General features: G+C 33.5%; 19 protein-coding genes. 2 read left to right on the top strand and 17 right to left on the bottom strand.

Annotation, left to right across the window (positions count from 1 at the left end; genetic code table 11):
* Positions 1 to 24: 24 nt before the first annotated feature.
* The 4 genes from SLH52_RS07215 to SLH52_RS07200 form a co-directional block, all read right to left on the bottom strand.
* Complete coding sequence (locus SLH52_RS07215; RefSeq protein ID WP_320208596.1) at positions 25 to 639, bottom strand: RsfA family transcriptional regulator; 615 nt, start codon at positions 637 to 639, stop codon at positions 25 to 27.
* Between the two features lie 131 nt (positions 640 to 770).
* Entirely contained in the window at positions 771 to 1,535 is a 765-nt protein-coding gene (locus tag SLH52_RS07210) for an enoyl-CoA hydratase/isomerase family protein (RefSeq protein WP_320208595.1), read from the bottom strand.
* Between the two features lie 91 nt (positions 1,536 to 1,626).
* Complete coding sequence (gene rpmF / locus SLH52_RS07205) at positions 1,627 to 1,800, bottom strand: 50S ribosomal protein L32 (RefSeq protein ID WP_214483229.1); 174 nt, start codon at positions 1,798 to 1,800, stop codon at positions 1,627 to 1,629.
* A gap of 66 nt (positions 1,801 to 1,866) precedes the next feature.
* Complete coding sequence (locus SLH52_RS07200; RefSeq protein ID WP_320208594.1) at positions 1,867 to 2,382, bottom strand: YceD family protein; 516 nt, start codon at positions 2,380 to 2,382, stop codon at positions 1,867 to 1,869.
* Positions 2,383 to 2,652: 270 nt separating this feature from the next.
* On the opposite strand from SLH52_RS07200, the gene SLH52_RS07195 reads away from it, so the two are divergent.
* Positions 2,653 to 3,888 carry a nucleotidyltransferase gene (locus SLH52_RS07195; RefSeq protein WP_320208593.1) on the top strand — a complete coding sequence of 412 codons (1,236 nt, stop codon included), beginning with the start codon at positions 2,653 to 2,655 and terminating at the stop codon, positions 3,886 to 3,888.
* A gap of 240 nt (positions 3,889 to 4,128) precedes the next feature.
* Here SLH52_RS07195 and SLH52_RS07190 read toward each other — a convergent pair whose 3' ends face one another.
* Complete coding sequence (locus SLH52_RS07190; protein ID WP_320208592.1) at positions 4,129 to 5,142, bottom strand: SepM family pheromone-processing serine protease; 1,014 nt, start codon at positions 5,140 to 5,142, stop codon at positions 4,129 to 4,131.
* Positions 5,132 to 5,929, bottom strand: coding sequence for a patatin-like phospholipase family protein (locus SLH52_RS07185; protein WP_320208591.1), 798 nt, complete (start codon positions 5,927 to 5,929; stop codon positions 5,132 to 5,134). Before SLH52_RS07185 ends, SLH52_RS07190 begins: the two co-directional genes overlap by 11 nt.
* Before the next feature lie 176 nt (positions 5,930 to 6,105).
* On the opposite strand from SLH52_RS07185, the gene ylbJ reads away from it, so the two are divergent.
* Positions 6,106 to 7,332 carry a sporulation integral membrane protein YlbJ gene (gene ylbJ, locus SLH52_RS07180; RefSeq protein WP_320208590.1) on the top strand — a complete coding sequence of 409 codons (1,227 nt, stop codon included), beginning with the start codon at positions 6,106 to 6,108 and terminating at the stop codon, positions 7,330 to 7,332.
* A gap of 383 nt (positions 7,333 to 7,715) precedes the next feature.
* Here the strand turns inward: ylbJ and coaD are convergent, their stop codons facing one another.
* The 11 genes from coaD to SLH52_RS07125 all read right to left on the bottom strand — a co-directional run bounded on the left by coaD (position 7,716) and on the right by SLH52_RS07125 (position 15,797).
* Positions 7,716 to 8,195: a pantetheine-phosphate adenylyltransferase gene (coaD, locus tag SLH52_RS07175; protein ID WP_320208589.1), complete on the bottom strand. Its 480-nt coding sequence runs from the start codon at positions 8,193 to 8,195 to the stop codon at positions 7,716 to 7,718.
* 19 nt (positions 8,196 to 8,214) lie between these two features.
* Positions 8,215 to 8,766 carry a 16S rRNA (guanine(966)-N(2))-methyltransferase RsmD gene (gene rsmD, locus SLH52_RS07170; RefSeq protein WP_320208588.1) on the bottom strand — a complete coding sequence of 184 codons (552 nt, stop codon included), beginning with the start codon at positions 8,764 to 8,766 and terminating at the stop codon, positions 8,215 to 8,217.
* A 437-nt stretch (positions 8,767 to 9,203) separates the two neighbouring features.
* Positions 9,204 to 10,640, bottom strand: coding sequence for a stalk domain-containing protein (locus tag SLH52_RS07165; protein ID WP_320208587.1), 1,437 nt, complete (start codon positions 10,638 to 10,640; stop codon positions 9,204 to 9,206).
* A 105-nt stretch (positions 10,641 to 10,745) separates the two neighbouring features.
* The gene (locus tag SLH52_RS07160) at positions 10,746 to 11,021 is read right to left on the bottom strand and encodes a YlbG family protein (protein WP_214483221.1); all 276 of its coding nucleotides are present in this window, start codon (positions 11,019 to 11,021) and stop codon (positions 10,746 to 10,748) included.
* A gap of 28 nt (positions 11,022 to 11,049) precedes the next feature.
* Positions 11,050 to 11,493 (bottom strand): YlbF family regulator, encoded by a 444-nt coding sequence (locus tag SLH52_RS07155; protein ID WP_320208586.1) that lies wholly within the window; start codon positions 11,491 to 11,493, stop codon positions 11,050 to 11,052.
* Positions 11,494 to 11,730: 237 nt separating this feature from the next.
* Positions 11,731 to 12,162, bottom strand: a complete 432-nt coding sequence (locus tag SLH52_RS07150; protein ID WP_320208585.1) for a hypothetical protein — start codon at positions 12,160 to 12,162, stop codon at positions 11,731 to 11,733.
* Between the two features lie 85 nt (positions 12,163 to 12,247).
* Positions 12,248 to 12,484: a YlbE-like family protein gene (locus tag SLH52_RS07145; RefSeq protein WP_320208584.1), complete on the bottom strand. Its 237-nt coding sequence runs from the start codon at positions 12,482 to 12,484 to the stop codon at positions 12,248 to 12,250.
* A 20-nt stretch (positions 12,485 to 12,504) separates the two neighbouring features.
* Positions 12,505 to 12,897 (bottom strand): YlbD family protein, encoded by a 393-nt coding sequence (locus tag SLH52_RS07140; RefSeq protein WP_320208583.1) that lies wholly within the window; start codon positions 12,895 to 12,897, stop codon positions 12,505 to 12,507.
* 93 nt (positions 12,898 to 12,990) lie between these two features.
* Positions 12,991 to 14,040: a CAP domain-containing protein gene (locus tag SLH52_RS07135; RefSeq protein ID WP_320208582.1), complete on the bottom strand. Its 1,050-nt coding sequence runs from the start codon at positions 14,038 to 14,040 to the stop codon at positions 12,991 to 12,993.
* A 623-nt stretch (positions 14,041 to 14,663) separates the two neighbouring features.
* Positions 14,664 to 15,092: a CBS domain-containing protein gene (locus tag SLH52_RS07130; RefSeq protein ID WP_320208581.1), complete on the bottom strand. Its 429-nt coding sequence runs from the start codon at positions 15,090 to 15,092 to the stop codon at positions 14,664 to 14,666.
* Positions 15,093 to 15,197: 105 nt separating this feature from the next.
* Positions 15,198 to 15,797 (bottom strand): CAP domain-containing protein, encoded by a 600-nt coding sequence (locus SLH52_RS07125; protein ID WP_320208580.1) that lies wholly within the window; start codon positions 15,795 to 15,797, stop codon positions 15,198 to 15,200.
* Positions 15,798 to 16,232: the final 435 nt, after the last annotated feature.

Here is a 16,232-nt window from a genome sequence, read left to right as displayed (position 1 = left end):
TGTACATTTCATAGGTGCTATTGATTATTTTTCAACCCTCTCTAAATTCCCATTTCTATCCATTTGGAATTTCACTTTACTTTGCTTTTCTTCTTCTTGCAGCACAACCATCTTCCTTGCACGTTCCATAATTTCTATTAACGCTTTGTAATCGTCTTCAACTTGTCGTAGATTAGTTAACAGCGACTGATTCTCCTCATCGACCTTATCCATTTTGTTTTCTAAATGCGCCACACGTTTTTTTAATTGTTTATTTTCTACAACTAATTCATCGTATTCATTTTGGGATGAGTCGATAACTTGCAAATAAGTTATTACTTTTTTCAATGATAAATCATCAACTAAAGGTTCAGATGACTGAAAGTCATTTTCTTTATGTTCCACTGTGGTAAGTGTTGATTCCTGCCCATTTTTTAATTGCTTTCTTTGTTTCTTAGCAAGCTCAATACCAGACTTATATTGTTTACGAACATACGAATTCCACCTGAAACCACAGGCGGCTGCAGTTCGTGATAACCGTCTGCCGACTTCCTCAAAAGCTGCCAATTGCGTTCCACCTTCACGAATATTCCTCAACACAACCTCAGCTAACAGTAAATCCTCATCGTTTGTCCATGCATCCTGCCGAGTCGTTGACATTATCCTACCTCCCAGTAGCTTTTTTTTAATACATATGCTGCTACTAGAAAAGATAGACTATATATAAACTATCACAATGCAAATAATCCATGTTTTATCCATATACAACACATAAATCCTTAAAAAGCATATTAATTGCTATTCAAAAAAGCCTCGACTGCATGGTGATGCTCATCTCTTGCCCATAAAGATGCACATTGTTCAATTTCTGCAAACATTCTTTCTTTTAAATGATGCGCTTTCCATTTATTAATTAATACCTGTTTATATGAGGATAGTACGTGTACATCTGTTTCAAGTAGGGGTTTCAAATATTCTTTACACTCTTTCAATAAGTCTTGGCTATCGAAAACTTCATTAACAAAACCAATTTCATAAGCCTTCTCTGCAGAAATCATTTTTGCAGTCATTAGCAATTCAAGTGCCTTATCATATGGAATTTTTTCATTTAATAAGGTTGCTCCACCCCAACCAGTTGTTATCGCTAATTTACTTTGTATAAATCCTAGTTTACTGCCCTGCTTAGCTAAACGAAAATCACATGCTGTTGCTAGTTCACAACCACCTCCAATTGCAAATCCATTTAATAGTGCCACAGTTGGTTTAGGAAGTGTCTGTAGCAAGTATAGTATTTCACCCATTTTTGAAAGCATTTCATATGCTTCTCTTTTTGTTTTTAATTGATGAAATACACTTAAATCACCTCCGGAACAAAATGCTTTATTACCAGCGCCAGTAATGACCATTGCTTTAATATCAACCGTCTCTCTCACATCGTTTATAAGCTCTTCCAATTTATTCATAACATCATAATCGATTGCATTTCTTTTGCTCAAACGGTTAATTGTAGCCCATACTATGCCATTTTCGTCTTTATTAATAATCAATTTCTCCACCCTTGTACCTTCTCCCCGCTTTTATAATAATATAGAAAAAAACACAAAGAATTTACTCTTTGTGTTTTTTAACGTCAGCAATCAACATCATTTAGTTGCTAACTACTTCTTTTCCTTTATAAGTACCACATTCTTTACAAACGCGGTGAGCAAGCTTCATTTCACCACAATTTGGGCATTCTACCATACCAGGGGCTTGTAATTTGAAATGCGTACGACGCTTTCTTTTTTTAGTTTTAGATGTTCTTCTAAAAGGTACAGCCATTATTCCCACCTCCTTAAAGAGAATTAAAATCATATGAAGGCCGGATAATGCCGGTTCTTCGTTTTGTTAATTTTCTTTATTTTTGTCAAAATATTTTGCTAATCCAGCTAAACGTGGATCTATCTGATTTTTTACATCTTCCTCTGTAATAACAGACCAATCTTTTCCAGATTGTAATACTTGATCTTCATGTACACTTTCTGAATATATCTGCATCGGAATTTCAAGAAGAATATTATCCTTTATGATCGGAAGAATGTCCACGACATCTCCTTCAACATTATGAACCTCATCTTCATCATCAAAATCAGATTGTTTAAATAAAAAGGTTTCCGTCGTTTTAATAGTAAACGGAAATTGTACATCAACCAATGTTCTCGAGCAAGGTAAAACCATTGAACCAGTAATTGTTAAGTGAAAAATAACTTTAGCATGACTTACATCTGCTACACCTGTAACTTTCACAGGTGAAATATTACGAATTGACTTCTCAATATGTTTTATGTCACTTACATCTACAGTTTCGTCAATTAATATGTCCTTGTTCTGTAATTGGTATAGTTGATGAATTGTCCATTTCAATTATATCACCTCAAGGCAACAAAGGTAATTATAGCTTTGTAAAACACATTTGTCAATATTTTTTCTTTACATCTACATACTTACATAGGTCGTTCCTTTAACACTATTATTCATCGAAAACAGCTTCCTTACCCTTCTATTTTCATTAATTTATTTGAGTTAATAATTTCTGGGAATTTGAGAGATGGAACTTCATTTTCATATCCATTATAATAAAAGAAGTCATTGTATACATTTTTTCCAATATTAAACTAGAACTGAGGTGTATAAGTGAAGGCTGCAGGTGTTATTGTTGAGTACAATCCATTTCATAATGGACATTACGTTCACTTACAAGAAACAAAAAAGCAAACTGGCACTGATTGTGTTGTAGCAGTTATGAGTGGGAATTTTCTACAACGAGGTGAACCTGCACTAGTATCTAAATGGGCGAGGACGAAGATGGCCTTAGAAGCTGGTGTAGATATCGTTGTGGAATTACCTTACGCCTATGCATCACAAAATGCTGAAATGTTTGCAAATGGAGCGATTTCAATCTTATCCGCTCTATTATGTGAAGAGGTTTGTTTTGGAAGTGAGCATGGAGAAATAAAAGATTTTCAACATGCTGCTCAATTTTTGAAACAAGCTGCACCAACATATAATGAAAAGGTTAAGAATGCAATAGATAAAGGTTATAGTTATCCGAAAGCATCATCAATTGCCTTTAATGAAATAAAAACTACGAATGTGAAGCTTGATTTATCAAAGCCAAATAACATTCTAGGCTATCACTATGTGAAAGCAATCCATGATCAACATAGTAACCTAACTCCATTAACGATCACTCGAACAGGAGCTCAATATCATGATGAGGAATTTACATCTCCTTCTATCGCTAGTGCAACCAGTATACGTCAAACTTTATTCTCAAAGAGCGGTAATTTAAATGACATACATAACTACATCCCTGTATCTACAAAGAACCACTTGATTAATTATTATCATCAGTACGATCGATTTCATAGCTGGGAGGCTTATTTCCCATTGCTAAAATATAAGCTATTAACTTCCAGTCTAGCAGAGCTGGAATCAACATATGAGTGTGAAGAAGGGTTAGAATATCGACTTATGAAGTACATAAAAGAATCGACGTCATTTATAACTTTCATGGAAAAAATTAAGACAAAACGTTATACTTGGACTCGACTTCAGCGACTATGTCTACATATAATAACGAATACTAAAAAGGACGACTTACAACAATTATCTACCCAATCTCCATATATTCGTTTATTAGGTATGAATATGAGGGGTCAACAGTATTTGAATGAAGTAAAGAAAAAAATACAACTACCAATCATTTCGAAAGCAGCTTCTTTTGAAGACCCATTATTCATGTTAGATATTACTGCTGCACATGTATACGCTAGTATCTTACCAGAACCTTTATGTTCGACAGCAATTAAACAAGAGTACTCAACTCCACCGATTAGATTCGATGAAGATACTAGGAAGTTTAAATAGCGCTCTATTCATAAACTTTGATGCTCAATTATTATTTCTAAATTAGCACTGTTAGATAGGATTAGCTAGGATTTTCATCGTTATGAAGATGAAATAAAAGATGCCACGAGCTATAGTTTAAATTAATACATGTTAATCTATTTGTACGAAAAACAGCTATAAAAATAAAGAAGGCAACCTCTACATTTATGTAAGAGATCTGCCTTCAGTTGCAATCAATGGAAAGCAAAGTATGTAATATTACTCTGGCTGTAAAGATTGTAAATACAGTAATGCATCTTCAAATGTATCTACAGGTACAATTTCCATTGATGTTCCAATATCTTGAGCTGTTTTTACAGCTTCATTATAGTTTGAGTCACTAGCCCCGTTCTGATTTGGCGCGAAAAAGATTTCAGCCCCTGCCTTATCCGCCGCAACAATTTTTTGAGAGATACCACCTATAGGTCCGACTGTACCATCATTGAAAATTTGACCGGTACCAGCGATGTCATAGCCCTTTGTAAGATCTTCTTCAACTAATTGATTATAGATTTCTAATGTAAACATTAATCCTGCAGACGGACCACCTATTTTCTCAGAGTTAATTTCCACGCTTGGGTTTACGTTAAGTTCCACATCTTCTATTAGTTGTACACCTAAACCTACTTGCTCTTTATTTTCCAATGTAATTAACTCAATTTCTTGAACAACCGTTTCACCATCCCTCTCAACAACAACCTCAATTACATCGCCCTCTTTTTTTGTTGATAGATAATGAGTAAGGTCTTCATAACTTTTCACATCTAGATCGTCTACTCGTATAATGCGATCAGCTGTTTTTAAAAAATCTTTAGCTGGTACATTGTCTAGTACCGTAAAGACAAACAAACCATTATACTTATACTCTACACTTTTTTCTGCTTGATTGTATGCTACTGATATAGCACTGTTTTTTGAGTTCTCCATATTATGTAATTGAATATATGAATATTCCTCATCACTTCTATCTTGGAGAATATCTTGTTCAGGGTAAATCATTTGGTATTCACTCAATTTCGCCCAAATATATGAGACAACATTTGCTTTTCCCATTCTAACTGTTGTTAGCATTAATGACCCTTCTTCTTCGTATCCACCATCAACTTGAACAATAGGAGCAAGCTCTTGTGCTGTTCCAGGTTTCGTAATATAAAATGGTAGCTGTACAAAAGTAATTAGCATGGCAAGTATAATACCAATAAATAACGATCTAATATAACCTCTAGTCTTCACCTTGCTGTGACTCCTTCCACGTAGAAATAACCGTAATAATATTTTCGAGCTGTTTTCTCGTTTCTTCCTCGCCTATTTCAATAATCTCCTTAATGTTGGAAAATGCTTTTGAACTAATATGTTCCACATGTGGTCGAATCATTATATCAGAAGCAATTTCCCTATGGCTAACTAGCTCTTCTTGCATGATGTCTATACTTTGCATAATCACGTCAAAAATGGATGAGATATTTTCATTTCTTTTAACATGTGACACATCGACACCAATCACGATATCAGCACCCATCTCTTTCACGACTGATACAGGTATACGGTCAACAACGCCTCCATCGACTAGCACTCGATTGTTTATTTTTTCTGGCACAAATATTCCTGGAATTGCAATACTCGCACGGACAGCATCAGCAACTGGTCCCGTTCTAAAGACTACCTTTTCTCCCTTTATTAAATCGGTAGCTACAATAGCTACCGGAATATCTAAGTCTTCGATCATTTTACCATGGGTAAATATACGAATGAGTTCTTTAACTCTATTCCCTGCCAAAAAACCCATCCTTGGAACAGTAAAATCCAAGTAATATTTTCTTTTAAATGCATTAGCCACTTTATATAGACGATTTATGTCTAGCCCAGCTCCATAAAAGGCTGCAACAACGGCACCCATGCTACTTCCCGCAATAAGGTCTATTCCTATGTTTTCTTCTGTTAAGACTTTAATAACCCCTAAGTGAGCAAAACCTCTTGCACTTCCAGAACCAAGAGCTAGACCAATGATAGGATCTCGCATGAGAAATACCTCCAAAAAAATGATCTATATTCAATCTTATGGTCTAAAGAAAGGTGCTATACACGTATATTGAAATATAAGTTTGTACAACTTTTAACTATGATACATTTGTTCTTTCATTCTAACACCTACTACATCCATTGTATAGAAAGAAGATAAAACGGGAGGCAATACTCTTGAATATAACAAAAGTAAATTCATTAATATTAGCAACAACTGCCTTATTGCTAGCTATAGCCCTTATTTCTTTTCCACAAGCATCATTTGAAGCTTCACAAAGAGGGTTACAGATTTGGTGGGGAGTCGTGTTCCCGTCCTTACTTCCTTTTTTTATTATATCTGAGCTGCTCATAGGGTTTGGAGTTGTTCGGTTTATCGGTTTTTTATTGGAGCCTCTAATGAGACCATTATTCAAAGTACCCGGTGTTGGTGGATTTGTATGGGCAATGGGAATGGCATCTGGTTATCCCGCAGGTGCCAAATTTACAGCAAGATTACGCCAAGAAAATCAGCTAACTGCAATAGAAGCGGAGCGCCTAGTATCATTTACTAATTCTTCTAACCCATTGTTTATTTTTGGTGCGGTAGCTATTGGCTTTTTTCAAAATGCCAGTTTAGGTATTATCCTAGCAATATCACATTATTTAGGTAATATTTGCGTAGGATTAATAATGAGGTTTCACGGCAAAGAAAATGTCATAAGCAAGCCTTCAAATAAGAGAAGTAACAGAATTATACATGAGGCACTTCGTTCGGCACATGAATCTAGACTGCAAGATAATAGGCCACTTGGAAAATTACTTGGGGATGCGATCACATCATCAGTACATACATTACTAATGATCGGTGGTTTCATTATTTTATTTTCAGTTTTAAATAAATTGTTAACTATCGTCCATATAACAGCTGTGGTAGCTTATCTTTTGGAATATATGTTAGCAGTTTTTGATCTTCCTAAAGAATTAGGAATTCCTTTATTTTCGGGTTTATTTGAAATAACCTTAGGAAGTCAATTAACTAGTGAAACACCTAATATTAGCTTGATTTACCAAGCAGTGATTACAAGCTTTATTCTTGCTTTCAGTGGTTTATCTGTACAGGCCCAAGTTGCAAGTATTCTAGCTGAAACCGATATACGCTTCAGGCCCTTTTTTGTCGCTCGTATCTTTCACGGATTTTTTGCTGCTCTTTTTGCATATGTACTTTGGAAGCCTCTATATATTAATACGTTAGTAAAACCCGAGCACGGATCAAACGTCATACCTTCTTTTTCATTAAATACTAATTTCAGTATATTTTATGATTTTTTACATATCATGTGGACTTACGGACCAATTATTACCTTGACAACACTTTGTTGCTATGTGTTACTGTATATTAAAAAAATAAGGCTCTTTTCGTAAAGCTCTTTTTCTCAAACATTGTTGCTATTGTTATCAAATTAGTAATATAAATTGGTCGTTGAACAGAAGAAAAGATGCCACGAACTCTAGTTGTGTACGGGTGTACTTCTTAATACGAAAAATAACAATCAATGCGAAAATAACCTTTCGTTAACTTTTTTAATATTGTGAGTAAATTAGCACAGTAAAAAATGCGTTTAGTGGCTGACATCTTTTAAATAAGAAATGTGCCGTAAATGCTGTATCTTATGTTTTAGTACGGAACAACTATAATTAAAACGACCATCAAAGTGATGGTCGTTTATTATGTAAGCGCAAACATTATCAAAGTTATTCGATAAAAGATGTCTGTTCGCACAGTAGGCTATACTTTATATATGTATTTAGTTAAATTTCTGACGTAACACTTTTTCTACTACATCAGGAACTAGCTCTGATACGTCACCATTGTACTTGGCTACTTCCTTTACAATACTTGAACTTAAAAAGGAATATTGATTATTAGTCATCATAAAAAAGGTTTCAATATTTTCTTCTAGAACTCTATTCATAGAGGTTATTTGCATTTCATACTCAAAGTCTGAAACAGCTCGTAGACCACGTAAAATCGCTTGTGCATTCTTACTTCGTGCATAGTCAACTAATAGCCCTTGAAATGAATCAACATATACATTATCAAAATCTTTCGTAACCTCTTTTATCAGTTCCAACCTTTCTTCTACAGTAAATAATGGTTGTTTGGATGAGTTGTTTAAAACAACAACATAGATTTTATCAAAAACCTTTCTACCCCTTTTTATAATATCTAAATGTCCATAAGTAATGGGATCAAAACTTCCTGGACAAACAGCAATATTCGCCATATTCTTCACCTCCATATTTCTAGCTATACTGATAAATCGTTATGGCAGTGATTCCGTATATCTCATGTTTTATTTGTGAAACACCACCGATTGTATTAGGTAGCTTAACGTCTGTTGAATGTTCAACGACAATATGCCCACCTTCATATAATAAACGATTATTTTCGATCAATTCAATAATATTCTTGATCTTCTGATGCTTATATGGGGGATCTAAAAATATTTTAGCAAAGCGTAAATTTCGTTTTACAATCGCTTTTAGCGCACGTTCTGCATCATTTCGATATATTTCTACACGATCATTAAATTTGCAATATTCAACATTTGTTTTAATCGTTTGTATAGCCTTCATATCTCGATCAACAAATATGCAATATTCCATCCCCCTACTTAAAGCCTCAAGCCCTAAGCCACCACTACCTCCAAACAAATCTAAAGCATAGCCACCATCAAAATATGGACCAATCATATTAAATATGGCTTCTTTTACCTTATCTGTTGTTGGACGTGTAGATTTACCCGGCACTGCCTTTAAGGGCAGCCCTTTACAGCTTCCTGAAACTACTCTCATTAACATCACCATTCTTACAAAATTGTAAATAAGTTAAGCCTTATTTATTATAGATGATAAAAAAATATTTTGAAAGTGTATACAGTCACTTCAAATGGTCATAATTAGTAGTAACAACATCAAATTATTGATGTTGTTGCCAACCGCGGAGAAGACTTACGTTTCCCCATAAGTTCTTCCTCCGGTTTCTCCTCTCCCTTTGCCTTCTTATCTATGGGTGATATTTCGAAAATTATCCCTATGATATAGAAGGACCCTGTAGGTATCTGCAGGGTTTTTTTAATTTATAGATTTTTTTAAAAAAACGTTATTGCTGTAGTTCATAACAGCAATTGTTCAATAGAAGAAAAGATGCCACGAAATTAAGTTGTACACGTGTATATTTTTTAGCTTAAAAACAAACAATTATAGACTATAATGCTCACTTTTCTTTGTTATTAAGATGTAAGATCAATTGTTTGTTGATCTTTTTGAACCAATACTGCGAATAAATCAGTTAGCCACGTTTCATAAATATAAACAGAAGTATCAATCTGTTCCATTGGTTTAGATAATAATCCCCATTCTTCCTCATTATATATAAAATAGTTTTTATTTAAGTAAAATCTCCAAACATCTTGCCCTTTTTCAATATAAATGGTTTCTTGATCTGATAGAAATGAAACCTTATACCCGACTTGGCGCAACACATCCTCTAATGGGAACATGAGCTGACCATTTCTGTTAATGGCAGGTCGATTAACAATTTCCTTACTATTAATGAAGTAGTTTCGCCCGTCAACAAAATAGAGTGAAATAGTCTGATTCCTTTGACTATTGTTTGCTGAAAAGAACGTTGTTTTACCTAAATCAATAGCTGATAACGACCTATCTAATAGTTCGGATGAAAGCTTCTTATTTTCATAAGTAAATATCATTTCAATAAAGTCATCAAGAGCTTGTCTAGATAACTGAGTGAACATTTCTTCAGAAAGTCTATTAGAAAATTCATCGCCAACACTTCTGTTAAGAAGGATTGATTTCAGGACTTTCAAAATCCATTCATCATTTTCATCATAAGAAAAAGACTCAAATAAAACCTTCTCTATATAACCTTCTTCAATAAAATTAACATCATCTTTATCATGAATGATTAACGACGGTGTAATAACCAAATCCTCACCAGGAATGTTTAATATCGTTAATGGAGGTGCAGATGGCATACGTGTTATCCATGGGGCATTTAATATTTCAACTTGATTCCCTTCATTAACATAATATGTAATTTCATCAACCTCTTCACTATCCAATTGTTTGTTTGTCCAAAATATTGGAGGTGAATCAATATCGACATATTCCCATGCATAAAAATCTATATTCTCTTTAGAAATAAATTTCTGCAGCGAAGCACCTGTCACCCAAGTCCCTCGAGGTGAATGATCTTCAATAATTTCTAATCGAGTATTTTTCAATTGTTCAGAGTGAAGGTTTATTGACCAATTTTCCAACAAGAAAGAATGTAAGGAACTATCAATTGAGATATGGTATGTAAAAATGATATATTGCTCATTACCATTCATTAAGGTAATATTATTGTCATTATAAACAATCTGGCATTGCTCTCCATCTTCTGTTTCACAAAACATTTGCTCTTGCTCAATAACTGATGGAATTGATAATTCGTACATCGGTTGTACTAAACCATTATACGATTGTGTTACAACTAATGAGTTATCTTTCCGCACAATCTGAATTGTTTCATTTAACTGGACATTATTAGGCGTCATCATTACTTTTTGTTCTGTATTTCCAGTGTAAGAAAACCATTGCAATATGATGAGTGCCAAACTTACAGTTGATAAAAGAAAAAGAATTGCATACAATGAACGTCTCATAACTATCTCCTAACTCATAACAACAACTAGAGTATGATTATTTTATCATAATCACACTCTTTGTTACTCATAAAATATAGATAACCCCTTCCATGTTGGGAGGGGCTATAGTCCTAATTTATAGTCATATTCTTTAGCTTCATCAGGTTTAGAATTTTCAAATTCTATCTTCAAAAACGGCTTATGAGATACCTCGACCTTTTTAACAAATGAAAGACCATTTAATTTATTGCACATATGGTCTACTTCAGACATATCACAATATAGGACTACATACTTTAAACGTTTTGATACATAATGTACGTTCCCATACTTTCTTAATAATTTTGCTTGTTTTAATGAAAAAAGCCATACTATAATCCCTTGTCTTTTGGAAAACATTACAATACTCCCCCGCTTGATTATTGATCTAGTGACAACCGCAGCTCCCACCTACACCACAACCACCTCCACAGCTAGAAGCAGCATCAAAGTATGGATTACCTGTAGGAACTTTAATTGAATCAGAGACGGTCTTTCCAATAATAATGCTAATTTCATCCAATAACACTTGAATGGAGTTCTCAGCTTTTTTAAACTCAGAAATGATTTCGTTTAAATCTACCTCACGTTTTATCTCTCTTACTTCTCGAGAGATTTTTTTGTAATCAGGATGATATTTTCCAAAACGTTGAACATCTTCGTACTGTTCTTTTATATTAACAAATTTATCGATTAACGATTGAGCAACCTCGTTCTTCTTCAATTTATTTAAACAAATATTATAGTTTTCAAAAACCTCTGAATCAAGAATCATCTTTGATAATTCTTCAGCCCCATCAATAATTTCGACTGTTTCTAAAGTTGCAAGCATGATCACACCTCCATTCATTATCATAACATATTCTCATAACACGTGTATCTTTCCTTTTATTTTTTACGAGGCTGTTTTTGATTGATATTTTTCGTACTAAGGAACATACACATTTATAATACTATAGCTTAATGGCAACCTATCCTTTATAAACCAATGACAATGCAATGAAGTCTATGATCATTTTGTATAATTAACAACAAAGCTTTTAAAAAGAGCCTTTTACAAACAATATAATTATTTGATCGTAACTTGAAATTCCTTTGTTTGTTGGTAGCTAGTAGAATCATTATGAACAAGATCAATTTTTATATTGTATGTTCCTTTAGGTAAACCTTTAATAACAAATGCTGCTGTAGAAATTGTTTCCACTTTCTTATTATTGACAAAGACCTCAATATGTCCTTCACCATTTTTATTTGCCTTTTTTTCCTTTTGGAAAACAAAATTAGGTACATAACACTCAACGTACACATCTTGTCCTTTCACAAGGTGTGTGATAGATATCTTAGACGTAGTTTGTTGTGTAGTGGCCTGAATCGCAACCTTATCTAGGTTGTTATCACGTACACTTAATACTGTAACATCCGTTTCTGGAGTAGGTTTTTCATTTCCACATGCTTGAATAATCGACATAGCTAACAATAAATATATTGTGAACATTTTCATGTAATCACTCCTTTACAACATTATTGTTAGCTATGATTAGAGAAATTCATTCATTTTTTTGCAAAAAAAAAAACTAAGACAGAGACTAGCTACTTTGATCTGTTTGAAAAAAATTAGCTAACATAGAAAACATTTGAAAAGAGTTAGAAAATGAATCAAGCCTATGTTGAAAAGTCTTTCCATAATACGATCTAGCTTCATTTTCAAAAACTTTTATCGATTCAGGATTCCTCGAGAGTTTGCGGTACCAAATCGGTTGAACTCGTATAAAATGCTGTAGCTCTTTGTTTGACTGTATATATTCATAAATTGTAGGTCTCATAGTTTTTCCAACTCACTTTTTTAATCTTTTCGAAACGAAAAAGGAGTAAGGTCGCTCGTTACCTGCTGTTGCTTCAGCTCTGGCTGAAATTGTTGTAAAACACTTTGAAGGGTAGTGATCGCCTCTCCAAATGTATTTAAATGTTGCTCAACTTGATTTAAGTCCATATTTTTTAAGGAAGATAAAAAAGTTCCTAAAATCTCTGGCTTAGTTTCATTATTGTCTTCACTACTGTCGTTACTATTGCGTCCTTTATATTCATCCCACATTTCATCATCATCACCAAATAAATACCAGTCTTCAAAAAATTCTTGCCATGTCTTCTCACCTTGTCGTACTTCACTGATGAGTTTAGGATGTTGTTTAACAAATTCTTTAAACTTCTTAACATCAGGGTGGGCTCGTTTTTCCATCTCATTCACCTCATATACACTAGTACCTAATATAATGTATCAGTTTACCTAATCCGTTGTTCGCCCATTTTCCCGTAAATCATAAGTCTTTCTCTATTCCCAGGATTCAATAAAATTTTGTGTATAATATTTTTTGTACACTCCAACTCCTAAATCTGTAAAATTCTCATTTAATAACGTCTCTCTGTGACTTTTGCTATTCAGCCAGCCAACCATAACTGCTATCCCATCAATATACTTTGCAGCTATATTTTCTCCAGCAGAAAAGTAATAAACATTTCCTTCTTGTAAACGTTCTGGTAGTCCCCCACTTAATGGAGAAGTGTGAGAAAAATAATTTTCTTCATACATTTCTTTACTATGTTTATATGCAACGATGGCAGCTTCTTCGTTCCACTGTACGGAAGGTAAATTATACTGATTTCTAATTGTATTTGTAAGGTCCAATATTTGTTTTGCGACGCCTTGTTCAACTAAAGCTAATTCCTCTTTCGATAGCTCCTCAGAAGATAATAAATCTCCTCTATATACTAGTTCATATGGCCTTTGTTTTATTAACGTATTTGCATCCATGTATCTAATACTCGATAATTTATTTGAATATCTATCAAAATACAATTGGATATAAACATCGTTAACTTTAACTAACGGCCGAATTTCTAAGTCTTGTTCTGTTAGTTCAAATCGATAGTTATTGTTATTAGCTATGAATGATACTGATGGCTCCAAAGAAAATGTGTTTGTGATCTCATCGATAGGTTGTCCAATGATAAATGGTTCTGTATTTAATTCCTCTCCAATTGCATATATCGTTGTAACTATATTGTTTTCAACGCCAACTTGAATATATTGTGATGGATGTTGATTATAAATCCACCAATCGTAATCATAAATGGACTTATCAACTCTAATTGGTTTCCCAAATTCTCTTTCAATAACTTCGCTAGGTTTCCCTATAAAAGAGTCTAATCCATTCAACGTAATTTCACGTTTTTCAACTTCAACGGTACTATTCAACTGTTGATTAACATGAATGATTTCTTCTTGTTCACTGATTTCATTTGAACGTGAATCATTCGTAAAAGTGATGATCCCAATAATTAGATAACTAGTAAATATTGCAAACCCTATTTTTCTTTTCATAGATCTACCTCCTTTCAGTTTCTATAATTCTAGTAAAGTATATTGTTTTTTTTTCTATATAGACCAATAAATTTTCATAGGACTATTTATCAAATGAGAGTTTTCTGCACTATGTTGTATTATTACTAAATTCGATCAATACTTTAAGTTTTATACGATTGTTACAGTCTATAGCTAAGAAATATACGAACATGAAAAATTTATCATCGTATTTACCTCTTAGTATGCAAAGAATGTTCTATGAAAGCTCTATTCACAAACGTTTGGCTTTTATTTCACTTACATTTGCTTCCTGATGTGTATAATATAAATGTTATATATAGAAAGGAAAAGATGCCACGAACGTTAATATTAATCATGTTTAGCTCTTATAACGAAAAGCAACATTTAAAGCAATAATAACAGAGAATAAAATTCACTCTATTAACAAGGCTATTGACGTAACTTTTTTGCTATTTTCACTGAAAATTGACAGTATGATGGGTTTAATGAGAATTCAATAATTACAAATGTAGAAAAGGTGCAACGAACGCTAAATGTATGCGTGCTCATATCTTAGAACGAACCCCAACAATCAACGTGAAAACAGCCATTAACAAAGACACTGATTAACAGTGCCTTTGTTAATGGTGTAGTTCGTCCGTTTCCGAAATCTCAGTTAGCGCATGTCCTGCACTTTCATCTGACATGTTATTAATTGCTAAATCCCCTAATGATACAATCCCCACCATATTACCATGCTCTACAACTGGTAAACGCCTAATTTGGTGTTCTGCCATGAGATTCGCTGCCTCTTCTACTGTTGTCTTAGGATTACACGTGATCAATTGTTCAGTCATTACATTAATGACTGAATTTGAACCAGAGCGTTTCTCTGCATATCCTCTAATAACTAAATCTCTATCTGTAATCATACCAATTAGTTCATCTTTATTCACTACAGGAATGGCTCCTACATCATTTTCCTTCATCTTAACTGCAGCTTCATATACATTATCTAATGGCGTACAGCATTCGACTGACGTTGACATCACATCGCCTACATAATTCATTGTTAATTCGCTCCTTCTATATGGATATTAAAAAAACAGCTAATACATAGAACGTAAAAATCGTATATATCCTACTAGAAAATGGTAAGAAAGTTTAAAAATTGGTTATTTTTGTACTAAAATTTGTGTCCAATAATGGCCATAACTACCGCCAGTCGTATAACCAACTCCTATATGTGTCATTTCATGGTTGAGAACATTAGCTCTATGTCCTGAATTATTCATCCAAAAATTCACAACTTCTTCAGCTGAGCTATGTCCTACAGCAATATTTTCTGCTCCTGTGTGAAAATGAACACCATAAGCTCTCAACATATTAAACGTCGAACCATATGTTGGCGATATATGAGAAAAGTAATTTTTATCTCGCATGTCTGCCGACTTAGTTCTAGCGATGCTACTGAGAGTTGGATCTACTTTTAATGGCTGTAAACCGTTTATCGAGCGCTCAGCGTTAGTTAATTGAATTATTCTATCTTCTATATTGGTCTTGACATCGTTTGTTGGGATATAAACAACTTGCCCAGGAAATATAATGTTTGGATTCGGAAACTGTGGGTTTTCCTTTATTAATACTGACAGTTTTATGTTGTATAATACTGCAATTTCCCATAAGGAATCACCTGGTTGTACTTTGTACATCACCGTTCTTCCATCAGCAGCTCTAGGCATACATGTAACGAGCAAAACCATACAGGTAATCATAGAAATTCATGCTTTTTTCACATTAGTTCCTCCTTTCTAAAATAGTTTTACCAATACAGTAAAAAAATCTCTTGTATCTAAATTTTTTTATGTACTTTGTTTAATTTTGTGATTTTGATAATAAATTTATTCTTCTAATCAAGAAGTAACAATCATCATATTTTAAAGATTGATTTCCCATTAATTGTTGCTTTTTCGTACAGAGCAATAAACAACACAGCAAACTAGAGTACGTTGTTTATTTTCTTCATTAAAACGATGGTTGTTGAGTCTTCACATGTTTCTCCCCCTATTTAGGAACAATAGCTACAAAGTATTTGATAATGCTTTTTTATAACACTAATTCAAAACATGTTAAATACGTTAATGTAATAACTTCGCATTGCAACTTGATCAATTTCGTACTATTATTAACAAGAGTAAACTTATCTTTTT

The sequence above is a fragment of the Cytobacillus sp. IB215665 genome (genome assembly GCF_033963835.1).
GTDB lineage: Bacteria > Bacillota > Bacilli > Bacillales > SM2101 > Nanhaiella.
The sequence above is the reverse complement of the archived record's forward strand: the minus strand, read 5'-3'. Positions and strand labels throughout refer to the sequence as shown.